Annotated in this window: 18 protein-coding genes; 11 read left to right on the top strand and 7 right to left on the bottom strand. The window is 70.0% G+C overall.

Features of this window, described 5'->3' with window-relative positions:
* Nucleotides 1–178 precede the first annotated feature (178 nt).
* The 4 genes from lipB to GXP74_RS09760 all read left to right on the top strand — a co-directional run bounded on the left by lipB (nt 179) and on the right by GXP74_RS09760 (nt 3,273).
* A complete protein-coding gene (gene lipB, locus GXP74_RS09775) occupies nt 179–1,006 on the top strand; it encodes a lipoyl(octanoyl) transferase LipB (protein ID WP_225447828.1) in 828 nt (275 codons plus the stop codon).
* A gap of 177 nt (nt 1,007–1,183) precedes the next feature.
* Nucleotides 1,184–2,134 carry a lipoyl synthase gene (gene lipA / locus GXP74_RS09770; protein ID WP_182451099.1) on the top strand — a complete coding sequence of 317 codons (951 nt, stop codon included), beginning with the start codon at nt 1,184–1,186 and terminating at the stop codon, nt 2,132–2,134.
* A 182-nt stretch (nt 2,135–2,316) separates the two neighbouring features.
* The gene (locus GXP74_RS09765; protein WP_182451098.1) at nt 2,317–2,508 is read left to right on the top strand and encodes a hypothetical protein; all 192 of its coding nucleotides are present in this window, start codon (nt 2,317–2,319) and stop codon (nt 2,506–2,508) included.
* A gap of 81 nt (nt 2,509–2,589) precedes the next feature.
* Nucleotides 2,590–3,273, top strand: a complete 684-nt coding sequence (locus GXP74_RS09760; protein WP_182451097.1) for a DUF4191 domain-containing protein — start codon at nt 2,590–2,592, stop codon at nt 3,271–3,273.
* Between the two features lie 135 nt (nt 3,274–3,408).
* Here the strand turns inward: GXP74_RS09760 and GXP74_RS09755 are convergent, their stop codons facing one another.
* On the bottom strand, nt 3,409–3,879 hold the full coding sequence (locus tag GXP74_RS09755; protein ID WP_182451096.1) for an RDD family protein: 471 nt from the start codon (nt 3,877–3,879) through the stop codon (nt 3,409–3,411).
* Between the two features lie 376 nt (nt 3,880–4,255).
* On the opposite strand from GXP74_RS09755, the gene glnA reads away from it, so the two are divergent.
* The 4 genes from glnA (at nt 4,256) to GXP74_RS09735 (ending at nt 7,942) form a co-directional block, all read left to right on the top strand.
* Entirely contained in the window at nt 4,256–5,671 is a 1,416-nt protein-coding gene (gene glnA, locus GXP74_RS09750) for a type I glutamate--ammonia ligase (RefSeq protein ID WP_182451095.1), read from the top strand.
* A gap of 411 nt (nt 5,672–6,082) precedes the next feature.
* Nucleotides 6,083–6,649, top strand: a complete 567-nt coding sequence (locus GXP74_RS09745; protein WP_182451094.1) for a Uma2 family endonuclease — start codon at nt 6,083–6,085, stop codon at nt 6,647–6,649.
* Between the two features lie 22 nt (nt 6,650–6,671).
* The gene (locus tag GXP74_RS09740) at nt 6,672–6,962 is read left to right on the top strand and encodes a restriction endonuclease (RefSeq protein WP_182451093.1); all 291 of its coding nucleotides are present in this window, start codon (nt 6,672–6,674) and stop codon (nt 6,960–6,962) included.
* 446 nt (nt 6,963–7,408) lie between these two features.
* On the top strand, nt 7,409–7,942 hold the full coding sequence (locus tag GXP74_RS09735) for a hypothetical protein (RefSeq protein ID WP_182451092.1): 534 nt from the start codon (nt 7,409–7,411) through the stop codon (nt 7,940–7,942).
* Nucleotides 7,943–8,094: 152 nt separating this feature from the next.
* On the opposite strand, the gene GXP74_RS09730 is transcribed toward GXP74_RS09735, so the two are convergent.
* Together GXP74_RS09730 and GXP74_RS09725 are read right to left on the bottom strand one after the other, a co-directional pair.
* Nucleotides 8,095–8,325, bottom strand: coding sequence for a hypothetical protein (locus tag GXP74_RS09730; protein ID WP_182451091.1), 231 nt, complete (start codon nt 8,323–8,325; stop codon nt 8,095–8,097).
* A gap of 43 nt (nt 8,326–8,368) precedes the next feature.
* Nucleotides 8,369–9,205, bottom strand: a complete 837-nt coding sequence (locus GXP74_RS09725) for a MerR family transcriptional regulator (protein WP_182451090.1) — start codon at nt 9,203–9,205, stop codon at nt 8,369–8,371.
* Between the two features lie 136 nt (nt 9,206–9,341).
* Between GXP74_RS09725 and GXP74_RS09720 the strand changes: the two genes are divergently transcribed.
* Entirely contained in the window at nt 9,342–9,707 is a 366-nt protein-coding gene (locus GXP74_RS09720) for a nuclear transport factor 2 family protein (protein ID WP_182451089.1), read from the top strand.
* A 167-nt stretch (nt 9,708–9,874) separates the two neighbouring features.
* Here the strand turns inward: GXP74_RS09720 and GXP74_RS09715 are convergent, their stop codons facing one another.
* Nucleotides 9,875–10,771 carry a helix-turn-helix transcriptional regulator gene (locus tag GXP74_RS09715; RefSeq protein WP_182451088.1) on the bottom strand — a complete coding sequence of 299 codons (897 nt, stop codon included), beginning with the start codon at nt 10,769–10,771 and terminating at the stop codon, nt 9,875–9,877.
* Between the two features lie 203 nt (nt 10,772–10,974).
* Between GXP74_RS09715 and GXP74_RS09710 the strand changes: the two genes are divergently transcribed.
* On the top strand, nt 10,975–11,904 hold the full coding sequence (locus GXP74_RS09710) for an SDR family NAD(P)-dependent oxidoreductase (RefSeq protein WP_225447827.1): 930 nt from the start codon (nt 10,975–10,977) through the stop codon (nt 11,902–11,904).
* Between the two features lie 55 nt (nt 11,905–11,959).
* On the opposite strand, the gene GXP74_RS09705 is transcribed toward GXP74_RS09710, so the two are convergent.
* Entirely contained in the window at nt 11,960–13,021 is a 1,062-nt protein-coding gene (locus tag GXP74_RS09705; RefSeq protein ID WP_182451086.1) for an AlpA family transcriptional regulator, read from the bottom strand.
* A gap of 93 nt (nt 13,022–13,114) precedes the next feature.
* On the bottom strand, nt 13,115–13,360 hold the full coding sequence (locus GXP74_RS09700; RefSeq protein ID WP_182451085.1) for a hypothetical protein: 246 nt from the start codon (nt 13,358–13,360) through the stop codon (nt 13,115–13,117).
* Between the two features lie 422 nt (nt 13,361–13,782).
* Between GXP74_RS09700 and GXP74_RS09695 the strand changes: the two genes are divergently transcribed.
* On the top strand, nt 13,783–16,257 hold the full coding sequence (locus GXP74_RS09695) for a tetratricopeptide repeat protein (RefSeq protein WP_225447826.1): 2,475 nt from the start codon (nt 13,783–13,785) through the stop codon (nt 16,255–16,257).
* A gap of 30 nt (nt 16,258–16,287) precedes the next feature.
* Here GXP74_RS09695 and GXP74_RS09690 read toward each other — a convergent pair whose 3' ends face one another.
* Complete coding sequence (locus tag GXP74_RS09690; RefSeq protein ID WP_225447825.1) at nt 16,288–17,139, bottom strand: serine/threonine-protein kinase; 852 nt, start codon at nt 17,137–17,139, stop codon at nt 16,288–16,290.
* Nucleotides 17,140–17,231: the final 92 nt, after the last annotated feature.

Genomic DNA, 17,231 nt, shown 5'->3' with positions numbered 1-17,231 from the left:
TGGCTGACTGACAACTATGGACTATTGAATGACAGATTTCAATATCTGTCATTCAAACATCGTCCGCTCATGGTTGGCCGATTGGTCGGCTGATGGCTGCAGGCGTCCTCGTTCACCCGACCGGCCGTACAGTTGCCTGGCAGGAGATCGGCGGCGAGCGGGCGAGAAGGAGCGGCACGTGGACAGCGGCGAGCTGCGGTTTGTGCACCTGGGCAGCGGCGAGCGGGCCGTCCCGTACGAGGAGGCCCTGGCGGAGCAGCAGCGGCTGCACGCGCTGCGCGTCGCCGACGAGATCCCGGACACCGTCCTCCTGCTCGAACATCCGCCGGTCTACACCGCCGGTCGGCGCACCCGCCCCGAGGACCGCCCGCTGGACGGCACTCCGGTGGTGGAGGTCACCCGGGGCGGCGAGATCACCTGGCACGGTCCGGGCCAGCTCATCGGATACCCGATCATCAAGCTCGCCGAACCGCTGGACGTGGTCGCGTACGTCCGCCGCCTGGAGGAGGCGCTGATCCGAGCCTGCGCCGACTTCGGCGTGGGCACCACCCGGATCGAGGGCCGCAGCGGGGTGTGGGTGCTCGGCGAGGACCTCCCCGGCGCCGTGGTGGACCAGGACCGGGTGGTGAACATCGGCGCGCTGACCCTGCGGATGGGCGCCAAGCTCGGCCTGGACCCCCGGCTCGCCGGGCCGGAGTACGCGGCGTCCAACGCCGGGCAGCGCGGCGACGACCGCAAGCTCACCGCGATCGGGGTGCGGGTGGCCCGGGGGGTGACCATGCACGGCTTCGCGTTGAACTGCGATCCGGACATGACCTGGTTCGACCGGATCATCCCCTGCGGCATCCGGGACGCGGGCGTGGGCTCGCTGAGCACCGAGCTGGGCCGGGACGTCACCGTCACCGAGGCGCTGCCGGTGGTCGAACGCCGGCTGCGCGAGGTGCTGGCGGACGGCCGCCGCGGCGCCGCCCCGGCCGCCGTCCCGAGCCCCGCCGCCGCCCGCTGAGCCGCGCCGGGAATCAGCCGGACCCGGCCGCTGTTGCCGTTGCCGGGTCCACGGCACCCGCGCCCCTTCGATAGCGGGCGCAATCCGCCGCCGGACCCGGGAAAGCACAGGCGTACCCTGGGAACACCGCCTGGCAGCCAGACCACTGGACTGCACCAACATTGAGGGAGCCGCTACGTGTCCGCTGTCGCACCCGACGGCCGGAAGATGCTGCGTCTGGAGGTCCGCAACAGCGAGACCCCCATCGAGCGCAAGCCGGAGTGGATCAAAACCCGGGCGAAGATGGGCCCCGAGTACACCGAGCTCCAGTCGCTGGTGAAGCGCGAGGGCCTGCACACGGTGTGCCAGGAGGCAGGCTGCCCCAACATCTTCGAGTGCTGGGAGGACCGCGAGGCGACCTTCCTCATCGGCGGCGACCAGTGCACCCGGCGCTGTGACTTCTGCCAGATCGACACCGGCAAGCCCGCCGAGTTCGACCGCGACGAGCCGCGCCGGGTCGCCGAGTCCGTGCTCACCATGGACCTGAACTACGCCACCATCACCGGCGTCGCCCGCGACGACCTGGAGGACGGCGGTGCCTGGCTGTACGCGGAGACGGTCCGCCAGATCCACGCGGTGACCGCCGACCGGGAGAGCGGCCGGACCGGCGTGGAGCTGCTGATCCCGGACTTCAACGCGGTGCCCGAGCAGCTGGCCGAGGTCTTCTCGTCCCGCCCGCAGGTGCTGGCGCACAACGTGGAGACGGTGCCCCGGATCTTCAAGCGGATCCGTCCCGGCTTCCGGTACGAGCGCTCGCTGTCGGTGGTCACCGAGGCCCGGGCGGTGGGCCTGGTCACCAAGTCCAACCTGATCCTGGGCATGGGCGAGACCCGGGAGGAGGTCAGCGAGGCGCTGCGGGACCTGCACCAGGCCGGGTGCGAGCTGATCACCATCACCCAGTACCTGCGTCCCTCCCCCCGGCACCACCCGGTGGAGCGCTGGGTGAAGCCGCAGGAGTTCGTCGAGCTACAGCAGGAGGCCGAGGAGATCGGCTTCGCGGGCGTCATGTCCGGTCCGCTCGTCCGTTCGTCGTACCGGGCCGGACGGCTCTACCGGCAGGCGCTGGAACGGCGCGGCGCGGCGGTGTGACGCCACCCGGTGGCGAAAGTGTGCTCGACGACACGGACGGATGTTTCATCTGCGTTTGACCCATGGGTCACTACGCGGTAACACAATGTGGTGACGATGGAGTGGCGGCCGCGCGGGAGGTGTCCCCTCCGGGGAGCGCGGCGCCACCGCCCGCAGCACGACCACAAGGGGAGTGGTTCACCATGCAGCCGCAGTTCTCGGACATCATCAACCGTTCGCTGCTCACCGGCGCCCTGCGCCGGGCCGAGTCGGTGCTGCTCAGCGGCGGCCAGCGGACGGCGCGCCGGAACGCCTGGGACGCTGTCTGCGAGAACCGCCGGCACGCGCTGGACCGGCAGGAGAGCGAACGGATCCTGGTCCGCACCGCCCCCTGAGATCAAGACGAGACCGACCCGAGACAGATGCGGGTACCCGGGCTTGAGCAAGCGGGGTGGCGGCCACGTACCATGAGGTTCATGGCGAGGCAGGCAACCACCGACGAAAACCCCGGACGGCTCAAGCAGATCCGTCTGGCGTACACCATGACCAAGCGGGTCGACCCGAAGATCGGTCTCATCACCGCCGGTATCGGGATCGGCACCTTCGCGGTGCTCCTCGTGATCGGCTTCGTGCTCGGGCATCCGATCTACCTGGGCATCCTGGGCTTCGTGCTCGGCGTGCTGGGGGCGGTCATCATTTTCGGCCGCAGGGCCGAGCGGGCCGCTTTCGGCCAGATGGAGGGGCAGCCCGGGGCCGCCGCCGCCGTCCTCAACAACATCAAGCGCGGCTGGGTGATCACCCCCGTGGTCGCGGCGACCCGCCAGCAGGACGCGATCCACCGCGCCGTCGGCCGTCCCGGCATCGTGCTGGTCGCCGAGGGCAACGTGAACCGGCTGCGCCCGATGCTGGCCGAGGAGAAGCGCAAGATGAACCGGATGATCGGCAACGTCCCGGTCATCGACATCATCGTCGGGGACGGCGAGGGCCAGGTGCCGCTGAAGAAGCTGCACATGCACCTCACCAAGATGCCCCGGACCATCCCGGCCGCCCAGGTCACCCAGATCAACGACCGGCTGCGGGCCATGGGCGACATGATGAGCAACGCGCCGATCCCGAAGGGGCCGCTGCCCAAGGGCGCGCGGATGCCCAAGGGGCGCTGACCTCGGGGTCGTCCTCCCCCATCGACTCAACGGCCCCGGCCGCGCCGCCTCCCCCGAGGCCCGCGACCGGGGCCGCCCAACATCCGCCCCACCCGCGCCTGCGGCTCAGGTCCCTGCGGCTCAGGTCCCTGCGGCTCAGGTGCGGATCTCGACCGTGGCCACGGCCTTGTCGTGCAGTCCGCGTCCGTCCCGGTCCCAGACCAGCGCCGGGATCGCGAGCAGCAGCAGCAGGCTGCGCAGGGCGACCTGGGCCACGCTCGGGCGACCGCCGTCCAGCCGGACCACCCGCAGGCCCACCAGGCGCTTGCCCGGGGTCCGGCCGACCGTGCCGAGGGTGCACACGCTCAGCACGAAGAAGATGAACATGGCCCAGTAGCTGGCCAGCGCCGAGTCGTGGCGCGCGATCAGCTCGTACGCGATCAGCGCGCACAGCCACCAGTCGATGAGGACCGCCGCCAGCCGACGGCCGGTCGAGGCGATCGCCCCCGGCCCCTCCTCGGGCAGGCCCAGTCGGCGGCCCCGGTAGCCGAACTCGCCGCCGTACTGCTCAGTACCGGTCCCGGGACCCTCGATCCACGACCCGATGATTTTTCTGCTGTCGTCCACGGACTCACACTAGCTCTCCGGGCCGCCCCGATCCGCCCCCGGGGTGTCCCCCGCCACCGCCCTCGGCGTGGTCGGCGGCGACCCGGCGGGGCCGCCGGGGACACCGGGACCCGAGCGACGGGTGTAGGCCCGACCGAAGCGGGAAAGAGGTATAGACCACCCTCCGGGGAGTGAACCCCGCCCTGAATCGCCACACCCCCGGAGGCCAGGAACCGCAAGGGTTTCCTACCCGTTGACCTGCTGCGCTTAACAAGCGCGAAACATTAGAGTCACGGGAGGGAAACGGCTGGTTCCTATGGTGGCCAGCACGGTGCCGTTGGCGGGACTGACGGCTCCGCACCCGCAATCCTGGCGTTTGCCGGGTCGAGGAGGATGGATGTTCAACAACGCCGACGAAGTGTCCGGCTACATTCGGGACAACGACGTCAAGTTCGTCGATGTCAGGTTCTGTGACCTGCCGGGCGTCATGCAGCACTTCACCGTTCCGGCGGAGAGCTTCGACCCCACCGAGACCCTGATGTTCGACGGTTCCTCGATCCGGGGCTTCCAGGCCATCCACGAGTCCGACATGGCCCTCGTCCCGGACCTGAGCACCGCACGCGTCGACGGCTTCCGCAAGGACTCCACCCTCAACATCAACTTCTTCATCCACGACCCGATCACCGGCGAGCAGTACAGCCGCGACCCGCGCAACGTGGCCAAGAAGGCCGAGGCCTACCTCGCCTCCTCCGGCATCGCCGACACCGCCTACTTCGGCCCCGAGGCGGAGTTCTACGTCTTCGACGACGTGCGCTTCGAGACCAAGCAGAACAAGTCCTTCTACGAGATCGACTCCGAGGCGGGCGCCTGGAACACCGGTCGCGTCGAGGAGGGCGGCAACCGCGGCTACAAGGTCCGCTACAAGGGCGGCTACTTCCCGGCCCCGCCGGTGGACCACTTCGCCGACCTGCGCGCCGAGATGTCGCTGGAGCTCGCCAAGAACGGCCTTCAGGTCGAGCGGCAGCACCACGAGGTCGGCACCGCCGGACAGGCCGAGATCAACTACAAGTTCAACACGCTGCTCGCGGCGGCCGACGACCTGATGCTGTTCAAGTACATCATCAAGAACGTCGCCTGGCGCAACGGCAAGACCGCGACCTTCATGCCCAAGCCGATCTTCGGCGACAACGGCTCCGGCATGCACTGCCACCAGTCGCTGTGGCGCGAGGGCACCCCGCTCTTCTACGACGAGCAGGGCTACGCCGGACTGTCGGACATGGCCCGCTACTACATCGGCGGCCTGCTGAAGCACGCCCCCTCGCTGCTGGCCTTCACCAACCCGACGGTGAACTCCTACCACCGCCTGGTCCCCGGCTTCGAGGCCCCGGTCAACCTGGTGTACTCGCAGCGCAACCGCTCCGCCGCGATCCGCATCCCGATCACCGGCGCGAACCCCAAGGCCAAGCGCATCGAGTTCCGCGCGCCCGACCCCTCCTCCAACCCGTACCTCGCCTTCTCGGCGATGCTGCTGGCCGGGCTCGACGGCGTCAAGAACAAGATCGAGCCGCTGGAGCCGGTCGACAAGGACCTCTACGAGCTGGCCCCCGATGAGCACTCGGCGGTCCCCCAGGTCCCGGCCACCCTCCCGGCCGTCCTGGAGGCCCTCGAAGCCGACCACGACTACCTCCTGGCCGGCGGCGTCTTCACCCCGGACCTGATCGAGACCTGGATCGACTACAAGCGCACCGCCGAGGTCGCCCCCATCGCCCTCCGCCCCCACCCGCACGAGTTCGAGCTGTACTTCGACATCTAAAGGGCCTCTGAGCTGGGCTCATTCATAGCTAGCACAACGGCGTCGCCGCAGGCCACGGAGTTTTCGTGCTGCGGCGACGCCGTCTTTGGCATCCCGACAGCAGTCAGACGCCCGCCGTGTGCATCCGGCGTGACCCGAGATCGAACTCGGGCGCGGACGCCCCACCCAGGCGATCGCGCAGCGGGCGCTCACTGTGCGTACTGGCCCAGGACACCCCCATGGGCCTACTTGTGCGCCAAAGGGTCACACCAGCGGCACCCCACACAGCCCACGCCTCACGGCGCAGGCTCCCCCGCCGCGCCGCCTCCGCGAACGCTTCTCCCCCATGGCCACCGTTCGACCGGAGTCGGGGAACTGTACGCTGGGCCCGACGGAGCCAGGCCCATCGAGCAGGCTCAAGGAGGTACGCCGATGACCGCCGAGATGGTCGCTCCCGCGTGGATGCACAACCAGATCACCGCGGACGAGTACGGCTCCTGGTCCGCGGAGCAGTGCGCGGGTATCGAGATCGTGGACGGGATGGTGGTCGTGAGTCCCAGCGCGTACAAGCGGCACAACCGTCTGGCCCGGATCCTGGCGAACGCCCTGGACGCGGCTGCCGGCCCGGACTGGAACGCCGATACGGACTTCGACGTCCGGTTGCAGGACGTACCGCTCACCAACCGGAGGCCCGATGTCGTGGTCTACCGAGCCGAGACCATCGACCTCACGCCCACCCGTCCGGAACACGTTCTCCTTGTCGTCGAGGTCGTGTCACCAGGTTCGGAGACCACCGACCGCATCGTGAAGGTGGATCAGTATGCCGGCGCCGGCATCGCCTTCTACTGGAGAGTCGAGCAGGCCGCTACCGGCATTCCGATCATCTACACCTACGTCCTCGACCCCGCGAGCCGGTCCTACCGCGATGCAGAGGTGTTCACCGGCATGGTCAGGACCATCGCTCCGTTCACCGTAGAGATCGACCTCGGCAAAGTTTGACCTGGAGATAGGCTCCTTCGTCTTGGGACGACTGACCGACCTCGACTTCGAGACGGTCTGCCAGGATCCGTTCAGCGATCTCCTCGGGTGCCGGTTGGAAATCCTCCCCCGTGGCAGGGACCAAGGAATCGACCTGCGACACGCGGCCGCAGACGGGACCACAACCGTCGGCGAGTGCAAGGACTGGCCCCGCGCCATCTCCGCCGATGTCCTCAACCATCTGATCAAGGTCGAGCTCGCGAAGGTCCAACAGCCCTGCCCAGCCCGCTACTTCATCGCCACCAGCGCGCCGCTGACCGTCGACGACCGGTAGAAACCCCTGAAGGCTCCCACGGCACAGATGCTCCCATCTCTTCGACCAGCCGCGCTTATTTCGGCGCAGTGGGCAAGACCAATTCCGCCGCTCCGGCTGGGTTGGTCCGGTACGTTGTGCGCTCGGCCGTCCGGCCCAGGAGCGAGCAAGGCAAGGCAGGGGTGGACTTGGCTGGGATCCAGGTGACGGTTTGTCTTCCGGCGGGGGCACGAGGCGATCTCCCCGCGGCTCTCGGGGAGGCTCTGGCACCGTTCCAGCTGCTCGGTGGCTACGGTTGGCGGGGCATGTGGGACGGGTGGGCGATCAGGGGTGGCAGTGACGGTGTTGGCTTCTCGGTCCTACCCGGATGCGAAGATGATCCGCGCCTGGTCCACGACCAAAGCCACCGTGACGGCACAGCGCTCCCCAGCCTGCCGGGGACCTGTGTCGGCGGGCCTCGGGAACTGTTGGACGTCTCCGGCCTGCGTGCGCAGTCCGCGCAGGTGACGTCCGCCAGAGCCCGGCTCGATGAGGCGTGGGAGGTGTGGCACGCCCTTGCCGCCGAGCATCCACCGATGGTGCCATGGTCGGCGCTCCGGGCTCGCCGCAAGGCCGATCCACAGAACTACTCGGTCGCATCGATGGACGCCGATTTCCGATCGCAGCCACTACTGCGGGCGTTCCTCGCTCATCCCATCAGTTCGTCTCCGGCCCACGGGCCACTGGTGTGCCTGGACCGTCAGCCCTTCCTGTTCGACGCGTTCGCCCAGGGAGCCATGGGGCTGGCGCAGTTGTCGCAGCAGGTCGCCCGGCAGGGCGACGTGCTGACGCTGGACGGCTGGTGGATCGAGGACGGCTGGCGGCCGTTGCACGCGACCTGCGAGTCCGAAGACACCTGCCCCCACCTGGTGGACGGCCTGAGGTACCAGCGTGACATCGCCGACTACCTGCTGTCGCTTCCGGACGACACCCTGCTGATCAAGCTCAAGTGCCATGGCTGACGGCGAGATCACCCAGTGCCCGAGCCAACGCGTTGTGCGCGCCCAGGCCGAACGCCTCCTCGGCTACCGTCGGGCGGGCAGGCGTGCTGTCATCTTCCGATCCGCTCGCAGGTAGAGCGAAAGGGCCTCGCTGTCGAGGACCCAGGTCCCGCTCACGCGACCTCGCCGCGCGGCGCCGCGCCGTAGATCTCCTCGCGGGCGGCCTGAATCTCCTCCGGCGTGAGCGCACCGTGGATCTCCTCGTTGGCCCGGATCATCGCCTGAAGGTTGTCACGCTCGATCTGGCGCCGCACCGCCGCCTCGACGTATGGCGACACGCCACGCTTGCCCACCCGGTCGCGCACCGAGTCGATCGGTCCCGCGGATGAGGCGTCCGAGTCCACCGTGCGAGGCAGTACCGGGGGCTGATCGGTGTGGCGGGCGGGATCACGCCGGGTGCGCGGGGTGGTTGTCGGCGCGGAAGACGGGCCAGCCGATCTCGGTTTCCCAGCGGGTCTCGTCCGGTGTGTCGTGGGCGTCGCGCAGGTAGGTCTCGCGCAGCGGGCCGGAGACGCTGATTTCGTGGGTGGTGGCGTAGGAGCCGAGTTCGGCGTAGGCGAGGTCCACATCGGCCAGGGGGCCGTGGTGGGTGATGACCGCGAGTTCCGCGCCGGGCACCAGGAAGGGCTCCACCCGGCCGATCGCGCGCACACCGCCGTCGACGGGGATGAACACGACGGCCTCCCCTCGGTCGTGCTGGAACAGCTCGCTGTCGTACAGGCCGCCGCTCGGCCCGGCCCGGTGCAACTGCTGGGCGTGGACGGTGGCGTGCAGTTCGCCCAGGGCGCCGTGCCACCAGGCGAGGATGTCGTCGCGGTCCACGATCTGCCGGATGCCGACGGCTGGGGTCGCGGGCACGGTGCGGTGCTCGATGGACCTGGCCGCCGCCGGGCGTTGCAGCAGGTTGCGCAGGGAGTCGACGGCGGCGCGGGTCTGGGCGAGTTCGGTCTCAAGCCGGTTCAAGTGGGTGGTGATCAGGGCGTTGCGCGCGGCGGTGTCGGGGGCGTTCAGGACGGCCTTGACCTCGGCGACCGGCATCTCCAGGTCCCGTAGCCGACGGATGACCTGGGCGGAGGGGATCTGGTCGGGCGCGTAGTAGCGGTAGCCGTTGCCCGGGTCCACCGTGGCGGGCTCCAGCAGGCCCACCTGGTGGTAGTGCCGCAGCGTCTTGACGCTCAGGTGCGTGACCCGGGAGAAGTCCCCGACAGTAAGACCTTCTTTCATGGTCCCAGTGTCAACCCTCCCCGTGCGGGAGGGTCAACGCGCCACGGTGGTGTTGACCCTCCCCTGGCCGGAGCGCCGAGCTTTGACATGAGGCCGCCGGATCGGTGGTCCGGGAAGCTCGATGAGGAGAAGTGCCATGACCGATACCAGTACCGCGCTCAGTCCGGTGCTCGCGGAGCACATCCGTGCCGTCAACGCCTTCGACGTGGACGCGATCGTCGCCACCTTCGCCGAGGACGCCCTGGTCAACGACGCGCGACGGGAGTTCTGGGGCGCTGCGGCGATCCGCCGCTGGGTCACCAAGGAGATGGTCGGGGACAAGGTGACCCTGGAGGTGACCGAGGTCGTCGACCACTACGGCGACACGATCGTGCGTGCGCGCTACGACGGCCAGTACGACAAGACGAACCTGCCCGACGAGCTGATCATGACGAACTACTTCACCGTCCGTGACGGCCGGATCGTCGGCCTCATCGTCATCCGGAACCAGGCGGCGTACTGACGCGGCAGTGCCCGCGCACCTCGGGCGGTCCATCTGCCCCCCGAACGCACCTGCCCCACGTGGACCCTCCGCCACGTCATCGGGTTCCGGGCCTCGCCGAAGGCCGCCTACCGGCAGTGGCGGCGGTAGTGGCGGCGGCAGTGGCCGCCGCTGCGGTCGACCGCTGGTCAGCCCTCGCCGGGCGCGTGGTCCGGCAGTGGCGCGGTGGCCGGAGGGCTGCTCCAGGCGGCCAGCAGCCGTAGCGCGTCCTCCGATGGTGACCCTGGTTCGGCGGTGTGCAGACCGAGGGTCTGCTCGGGGTCACCGGTGGGGTTGAGGGCCTCGTAGTCGAGGGTGAGCTCGCCGACCAGCGGATGGCGGTACCGCTTGCTGCCGTGGCTGCGCCGCAGCACGTCGTGGTCGGCCCACCAGCGCCGGAAGTCGCCGTCGCGCAGCGACAGTTCGCCCACCAATTCGGCAAGCCGGGGGTCGTCCGGGTGCGCCCCCGCGTAGAGGTGCAACGAGGCGACGGTGCCGCGCGCGGACCGCTCCCAGTCGACGTACAGCTCACGGGCGGCCGGGTCGAGGAACACGAAGCGGGCCATATTGCGCTCGCGCTGCGGCAGCGCCTCGAAGTCGGTGTACAGGGCCCGGGCCAGCCGGTTGCTCGCCAGCACGTCCGAGCGGTGCCCCAGGACCAGGGCCGGATTGCCGGTCAGGGTGTCCAAGATGCGGTACAGGCCGGGCCTGACCCGCTGCGCGGGCATCGGCCGACGGCGGGTACGGGTGGGCCTGGCCAGGGCGAACAGGTGGCCGCGCTCGGTGTCGTTGAGGCACAGGGCCCGGGCGACCGCGTCCAGCACGCCCTCGGAGACGTTCGTGCCGCGGCCGCGCTCCAGACGCACGTAGTAGTCCACGCTGACCCCGGCCAGCTGGGCGACCTCCTCACGGCGCAGCCCGGGCACCCGCCGGGTGCCCGACCGCGGGGGCAGTCCGGCGTCCTCGGGGGTGATCCGGGCCCGGCGCGAGCGCAGGAACTCCCGCAGCTCGGCGTTGCCGCCCGGATCGGTGGAAGGCTCACTCATGCTCCCCAGGTTAGGACCGCTCCGGGCCCTGGGCACGGCGTGTGGGAGGTACTGCCGGACCCCCGGTCGAAGCAGCACCCTCTACCCCGCCGCAGGGCCGGCTGACAGTGGTTCGCTGGTAGTGGGCCGTCCGCCGGGCGGCCCCGCGTGCCCCACCCGGGGCCTGACCGAAGGGCAGTCCGATGAGTGAACCCAGTGCACCCATGCGCGTCACCACACCGTTCGACGAGCGGTCGACCGCCGCCGAGGTGGTGGCCGGCGTCGATCTGACCGGTCGGCGGGCCGTCGTCACCGGTGGCTCGTCGGGCATCGGCATCGAGACCGCCCGGGCACTGGCCGCGGCCGGCGCCGAGGTGACCTTGGCGGTGCGGGATCCGGAGGCCGGTCGGCGGAGCGCCGAGGACCTCCGGTCGAGCACCGGCAGCGAGCGGGTCCTGGTCGCGCCGCTCGACCTGGCCGACCAGCGGTCGGTCCGCGCCTTCGTCGCCGCGTGGGAGGGGCCGCTGCACCTCCTGGTCAACAACGCCGGGGTGATGCGGACACCCGAACAGCGCACGCCCGAGGGCTGGGAGCTACAGTTCGCGACCAACCACCTGGGCCACTTCGCGCTCGCCACCGGGCTGCACCCGGCGCTGGCGGCGGCAGGTCGCGCTCGCGTGGTGTCGCTCAGCTCCGTCGCCCACCTGCAGGCCCCGGTGGACTTCGACGACATCCACTTCCGGCGGCGGGCCTACGATCCCGGTACCGCCTACGCCCAGTCCAAGACGGCCACCGCGCTCTTCGCGGTCGGGGCCCAGCGTCGCTGGGCCGACCACGGCATCACCGTCAACGCGGTTCACCCGGGGGCGATCCTGTCGAATCTGACGCGGCACATGGACCAGGAGGCCCTCAACGCCACGATCGCCACCGGCGGCTACGTGTTCAAGACCCCCGAGCAGGGCGCCGCCACCTCCGTGCTCGCGGCGACCTGGCCGCGGCTCGACGGCATGGGCGGCCGGTACTTCGAGGACTGCAACCAGGCCCACGCCCACGTGGACGGCACGCCCGGCGGAGTGGCGGCCCACGCGTTGGACCCGGCCGCCGCCGACCGGCTCTGGCAGACGTCCCTGGAATCACTGGCCGGGGCCGTATAACGCGCAGGGCCGTCAGCGGGCGCCGGTGGTGGCGACCGGGAGACCGTGAGGCGGATCAGTACCGTGCCGCACGGCTCACATGGAGGGCGCCGCTCTCGATGTCGTCGACGTGGACGACGGCGTCCGGAATGTCCTTGAACAGCATGAGGGCCCTGACGGAGACCTTGTAGCTCCGTCCCGCCCTCGCCACGGGGAACGGGAACTCCCCCGCCCTGACCAGGCGGTGCGCGGCGGTCTCGGAGATTCCCATCACGCCGGCGGCGTCCCGCAGCCCGATGAACGAGGGATAGAGGTCCGAGGCGTAGTAGTAGAGCCCCGGGCTGGAGATCAGCGACCGGGCCCCGGACATCGCCACCGTCCGGCTGACCGTTCCCGCGCGGCGGCCGGTGCGGAGGTCGTCGTGGAAGCCGCGGACGAATTCGATGATGCCCAGCCTCTGGAACAGCGCCCCGAGCCGCTCGCCCCGGATCTGTTCGGCGACGTGCGCATCACGGATGCTGTTGATGTCGATGATCGACGACGCCCTCAGCCCGGAGCCGCGGGCGGTGGTCTCCGGCTCGGAGAACACCTCGATGTCATCCGTCGAGTACTCCGGGATCCGGCTCCTCCCCCGCTGGAAGGCGACCTCGAACGCCGCCTTCACCATCCGGTCCCTGACGTGCCGCGGTGGAACCCCCTGAGCGGTGGCCGCCCAGACCTCCAGTGCGGTCGCCACCATGTCCGACCGGATTTCCTCCCGCTCGACCCGGAAGTCACGGGCGATCCTGGTCGACACCCCGCGGAAGGCGGGGACGATGCAGTCGAGGACGGCCATCCGCCAGGTGTCGTCACCGTCCAGGTCGGACAGCCTGCCCATCGCGATCAGGGACTCCCAGAGCCGTGAACTCGGAGCCGAGCGGACCCCCGCGCGGATCGCCTCGGCCCGGAGTCGTGGATAGACGGGATGGCGTTTGATCTCACACTCCATGACGTTCCCCACATGCACGCAGACCGGATCGGCACCGAACGCCTTTCGCACGCCCCGCTCGATCTCGTCGAAGATGTCCGACATGGCAAGCACTCCAATCTCCGCCGTGACCCACGCGAGGCCACGGCGACTCCCCGGGCTCCACTGCACAGAAACGGATCAGTCGGGCAACAACTGCCACCCGGGGTGCCTGGCGTCCGCGGCGAAGCGGACGCCAGGCACCCCGGATCACGCGACGCCGGGCTAGCCGAGGTCGACGAACAGTCGCGGCTCGAAGGCCCGGTGGGCCGAGGGGAAGCCCGGCTGTCGGAGCCGGGCCGGTCGCGCCGCGTCCGACGGCTTCGGGCACGGCGGCGGCACCGGGCCGGGCCGTCGCCGGCGGCGGGGCGGCACGGTCGACTTGGACGACCGGCGGTCCACCGACCGGTAGTCGCCGTCCGGCCGGACGAACTCCGGCCGCGTCGGAACCAGGACATCCTTCTTGATCATTTTTCTGCCTCCAGGTCACCTGACCCCCGGATATCTCGGTCTGTCCGAGGATGGTGAGAGCAGCGTGGCAGAACGTCAGGGAGCTGCCAACGCACTGCTGTTAACCGAACGTTAATCGCCCCCGCACGGACCGTGCCATGCTTTCCCAGGGCGGCCGAATCGGCCGGTCGCGAGGGGTCGCGAAAGGGGGCGACGTGATGGAGATCCGTATCCTGGGGCGGGTGGAGGTCCGTCAGGGTGAGGACATGGTGGAGATTCAGCCGAGAACCCTGCAGTTCCTGGCCGTCCTACTACTGGCACCCGATTTAACCGCGGCGCACGCGGAGATCAACGCGTGCGTCTGGCCGGACCGTGAATCGAACACCATTCGAATCAGGCAGTATTCACGCAAGCTGCGGCTCGAAGTCCCGGATATCACGCTGGTGAACCGTACCGGATTCTGCCGGCTCAAGATCGACCCCGCTCGGGTCGACTACCTACGATTTCTCACGTACTGGCGCACCGCCGCCGACGCGAAGGACCCGGCTGCCGGGCTGTCCGCGATCCGGGCGGCGCTCGCGGAGCAGCGGGGGGAACCGCTGCACGGGCTGCCCGGCGCTGAGTTCGCCAGACGGCGGGAACGCCTCCTGGCCCAGCTCCGGGAGGCGACCGTGGACTGTGTCCGCGCCGAGCTGGAGTGCGGACGGCTCGACGCCGCGTACCGTCGGGTGGAGGACGCGCAGGCGCAGTGGCCGGACAGTGAGCCGCTGCTCGAACTCAGGGTCCGGATACTGACGGCCCTGGGGCGCCCGGACGAGATCGAGCCGCTCCTGCGGGACTGGGAGCAGCGGTTCCGCCGATCCACGGTGCACCTGCTGCTCGCGCGGGCGACGACGCCCGCGACGCCCGGGCTGCCGCCCTCGCCGCCCCGTTCGGTGCCTCGCCAACTGCCTCCCCATCCACCCGTCCTGGTCGGCCGGAGCGACGAGATCGAGCGCCTCGGCAGCACCCTGCTCGGCAGGACCGCGGCCCGGGCCAAGATCGCCTCGATCTCCGGCATGCCCGGTGTCGGCAAGACGATGTTCGCGGTCAGCGCGGGCCACACGGTGGAGCAGTACTTTCCCGACGGCACGCTGTACGCCGACCTGCGCGGCTACAACGCGCAGGAGCCGGAGCGGTACGAGCACCTGCTCGTCAGGTTCCTGAACGACCTCGGGGTGGCACCGGACACCCCGACCCGGGACGGCATGCTCGCCGCCTACCGGACCGCGCTCGCGGACCGGGCCGTGCTGCTGGTTCTCGACAACGCCCGCAATGAGCAGCACGTCCGGAACCTGCTCCCGGGCCTGGGGCGCAGCGCCGCGATCATCACCAGCCGCCGCCGGCTGCACGGTCTGGCGATCAAGGAGGGCGCCGACATGATCGACCTGGCGCCGCTGCACCGGACCGCCTCGCTGGAGCTGCTGCGGGCGGAGCTCGGCGAGCAGCGGACCGGCCTGGCCTCGCCCTTCCTCGACGAGCTGGTCGAGCACTGCGCGGGAGTCCCGTTGGCACTGCGCATCATCGCCGCGCGGGTCATCGCGCACGGCCCCGGGTCGGTCGGGGACATCAGCCGCGGCCTGCGCGCCGCGAGCACCCGACTGCGTCAGCTCGACCTGGGCTCCGACGACCAGAGTGTGCGGCTGTCGTTCGAGGTGTCGCACAATCTCCTTCCCGCGTCGGCGAAGCGGTTGTTCTGGCAGCTGGCGGTCCACCCGGGCCCCTCGATCAGCTGGTCCGCTCTTCGCGCCCTCTGGCCGGACGACCCGAACGAGGTCTCGCTCGCCAACGACGAACTCCAGCGCACCCACCTGCTGGAGGAGACCGCCGACGCCCGTTTCGAACTGCACGACCTGCTCCGGGTGTACGCCGGGGAGTTGGCGGCGCGGCAGGGCGAGGCCGAACGGGTCGGGGTGGCCGAACGGATCCTGGAGTTCCTGCTGCAGAACGCGTCGGCCTGCGACCGTCTGCTCGATCCGGACCGCAACCTGCCGATAGTGTCGATGGGGATCCGTATCGACATACCTCGGACCGTGGCCGATGCCACGGCCTGGTTCGAGGCGGAGTACTCGACGCTGACGGCCGTGATCGGTACCGCCGAGGCACACGGGCTCGACCGCCACACCTGGCTCCTGCCCATGGTGCTGGTCGCCTTCCAGTGGCGCTCCGGCCGTTACCTCGACGCGCTCCGCCATCTGCCCACCGCGCTCGAAGCGGCCCGGCGGGTGGCGGCGCCGGCGGACGTCGCCATGGTGCACCGGATGATCGGCGGCACCCATCGCGGCCTCGGGGAGCTCGCCCCGGCGACCCGTGAGATGCGCAGCGCGGTCCGGCTGAGCGAGGAGAGCGGGGACGTGCGCGGGGCCGCGCTCGGCAACAGCGCGCTCGGGGTCATGCTCCGCGAGACCGGCGCGCCGGGCGAGGCGCTCACGCACCACACCGCCGCGCTGGCCGCGTTCCAGGAACTGGGCGACGTCCTCGGTCAGGGAGGGGCGCTGAACGGCATCGGTGTCGCCCACTACGACCTGCGCCGGTTCGACCTCGCCCAGGAGTACTGCCGACGGGCGCTGGGCCTGCTGACGGACACCGACGACCTCAACGGTCAGGCGTGCGCGTGGTTCGGCCTCGGCCGGACCGAGTTGGCCCTTGGCGACACCAGGCGCGCCATCGCCTCGCTCGCCCGCGCCCTGCGGCTGTACCGGTCGTTCGGCTATCCGAGCCGGCAGGCCAGGACGCTGCTCTGGCTGGCCGACGCGCTGCTGCTCGCCGACCGGCCGCTGATGGCGGCCGAGGCGCTCGGTCAGGCCCGGTCGTTGCTGGCCGGGCTCGGCGAGGCCGATCCCGACGCCGCCGTGCGGCGGCTGCGGAGCCAGCTGTGAGGGGCAGCGGGCCGGCCCCCGGCGGACGGCTCAGGATCGCCACAGTCCGCGACGGTAGTAGGCGGCCGGATCGGGTCGCGTCGCGTTCGGGGGCGTGGCCGACCGGAATGGGGGCAGCATCGGCCGCAGGTATCCAAGCAGCTCGTCCGCCCTCGGGCGTTGCCGCGGGGCGAGCGAGACCATCGACAGTCCCAGGCTCAGCAGGTCCTCGCGGATCACCGCCCGCAGGCCGCCCGGGAACGGCTGCTCGGTTCCGTCGAACGGGTACTCCACACCGGCGTAGGGCAGTTGACCCGCCAGCATCTGGAACAGCAGCGCGCCGAGCGCGAAGACGTCGACCTGGGGGGTGAGCCGCGAGCCCCGGTGCTGTTCCGGCGGGGCGTAGCCCGGGCTTCCGCACGGCCACTCGTGCTGCTCGCCGACCGGCACGGAGATCCCCACGTCCAGCAGCCGCACACGGCCGTCGGACTGGATCATCACGTTCTTCGGCGTGACATCGCAGTGGACGTAATGCCTTTCGTGCAGCTGACCGAGAATCTCACAGAGCTGACCGACAACGGATACCGCCGCCTCCCGCGGGACCGGCATGTGGTCCTCGATCCAGCGCGCGGCGGTGACGCCGTCGACCAGCTCCATGACCAGGAATCGGCGACCGCTCCGCCCGTTTTCCCCCTCGTCGATCACCTGGGGGATCCCGCGGACATCCAGGATTTCCCGCATGAGATGGAACTCCCGGGAAATGCCTTCGCCATACTCGCCGTACTCGGTGGAGGACTCAAATGTCCGAGCGGTCTGCAGCTTGATTGCCACCTCTTTCCCGAGGTTCAGGTCGCGGCCGAAGTAGATCTCGCCCATTCCCCCTTTGTCGAGCTCCCGGACCATCCGGTACGTGCCCTTACGACCGACGAGCAAGGTGCCAGGAAGCAATATGACCGCCCCACGGAGAGAAATGGTGGATCATGGAAAGTGAGAAC

The organism is Streptacidiphilus sp. P02-A3a, assembly GCF_014084105.1.
Taxonomy (GTDB): Bacteria; Actinomycetota; Actinomycetes; order Streptomycetales; family Streptomycetaceae; genus Streptacidiphilus.
This window is presented reverse-complemented; position numbering and strand designations above follow the sequence as displayed.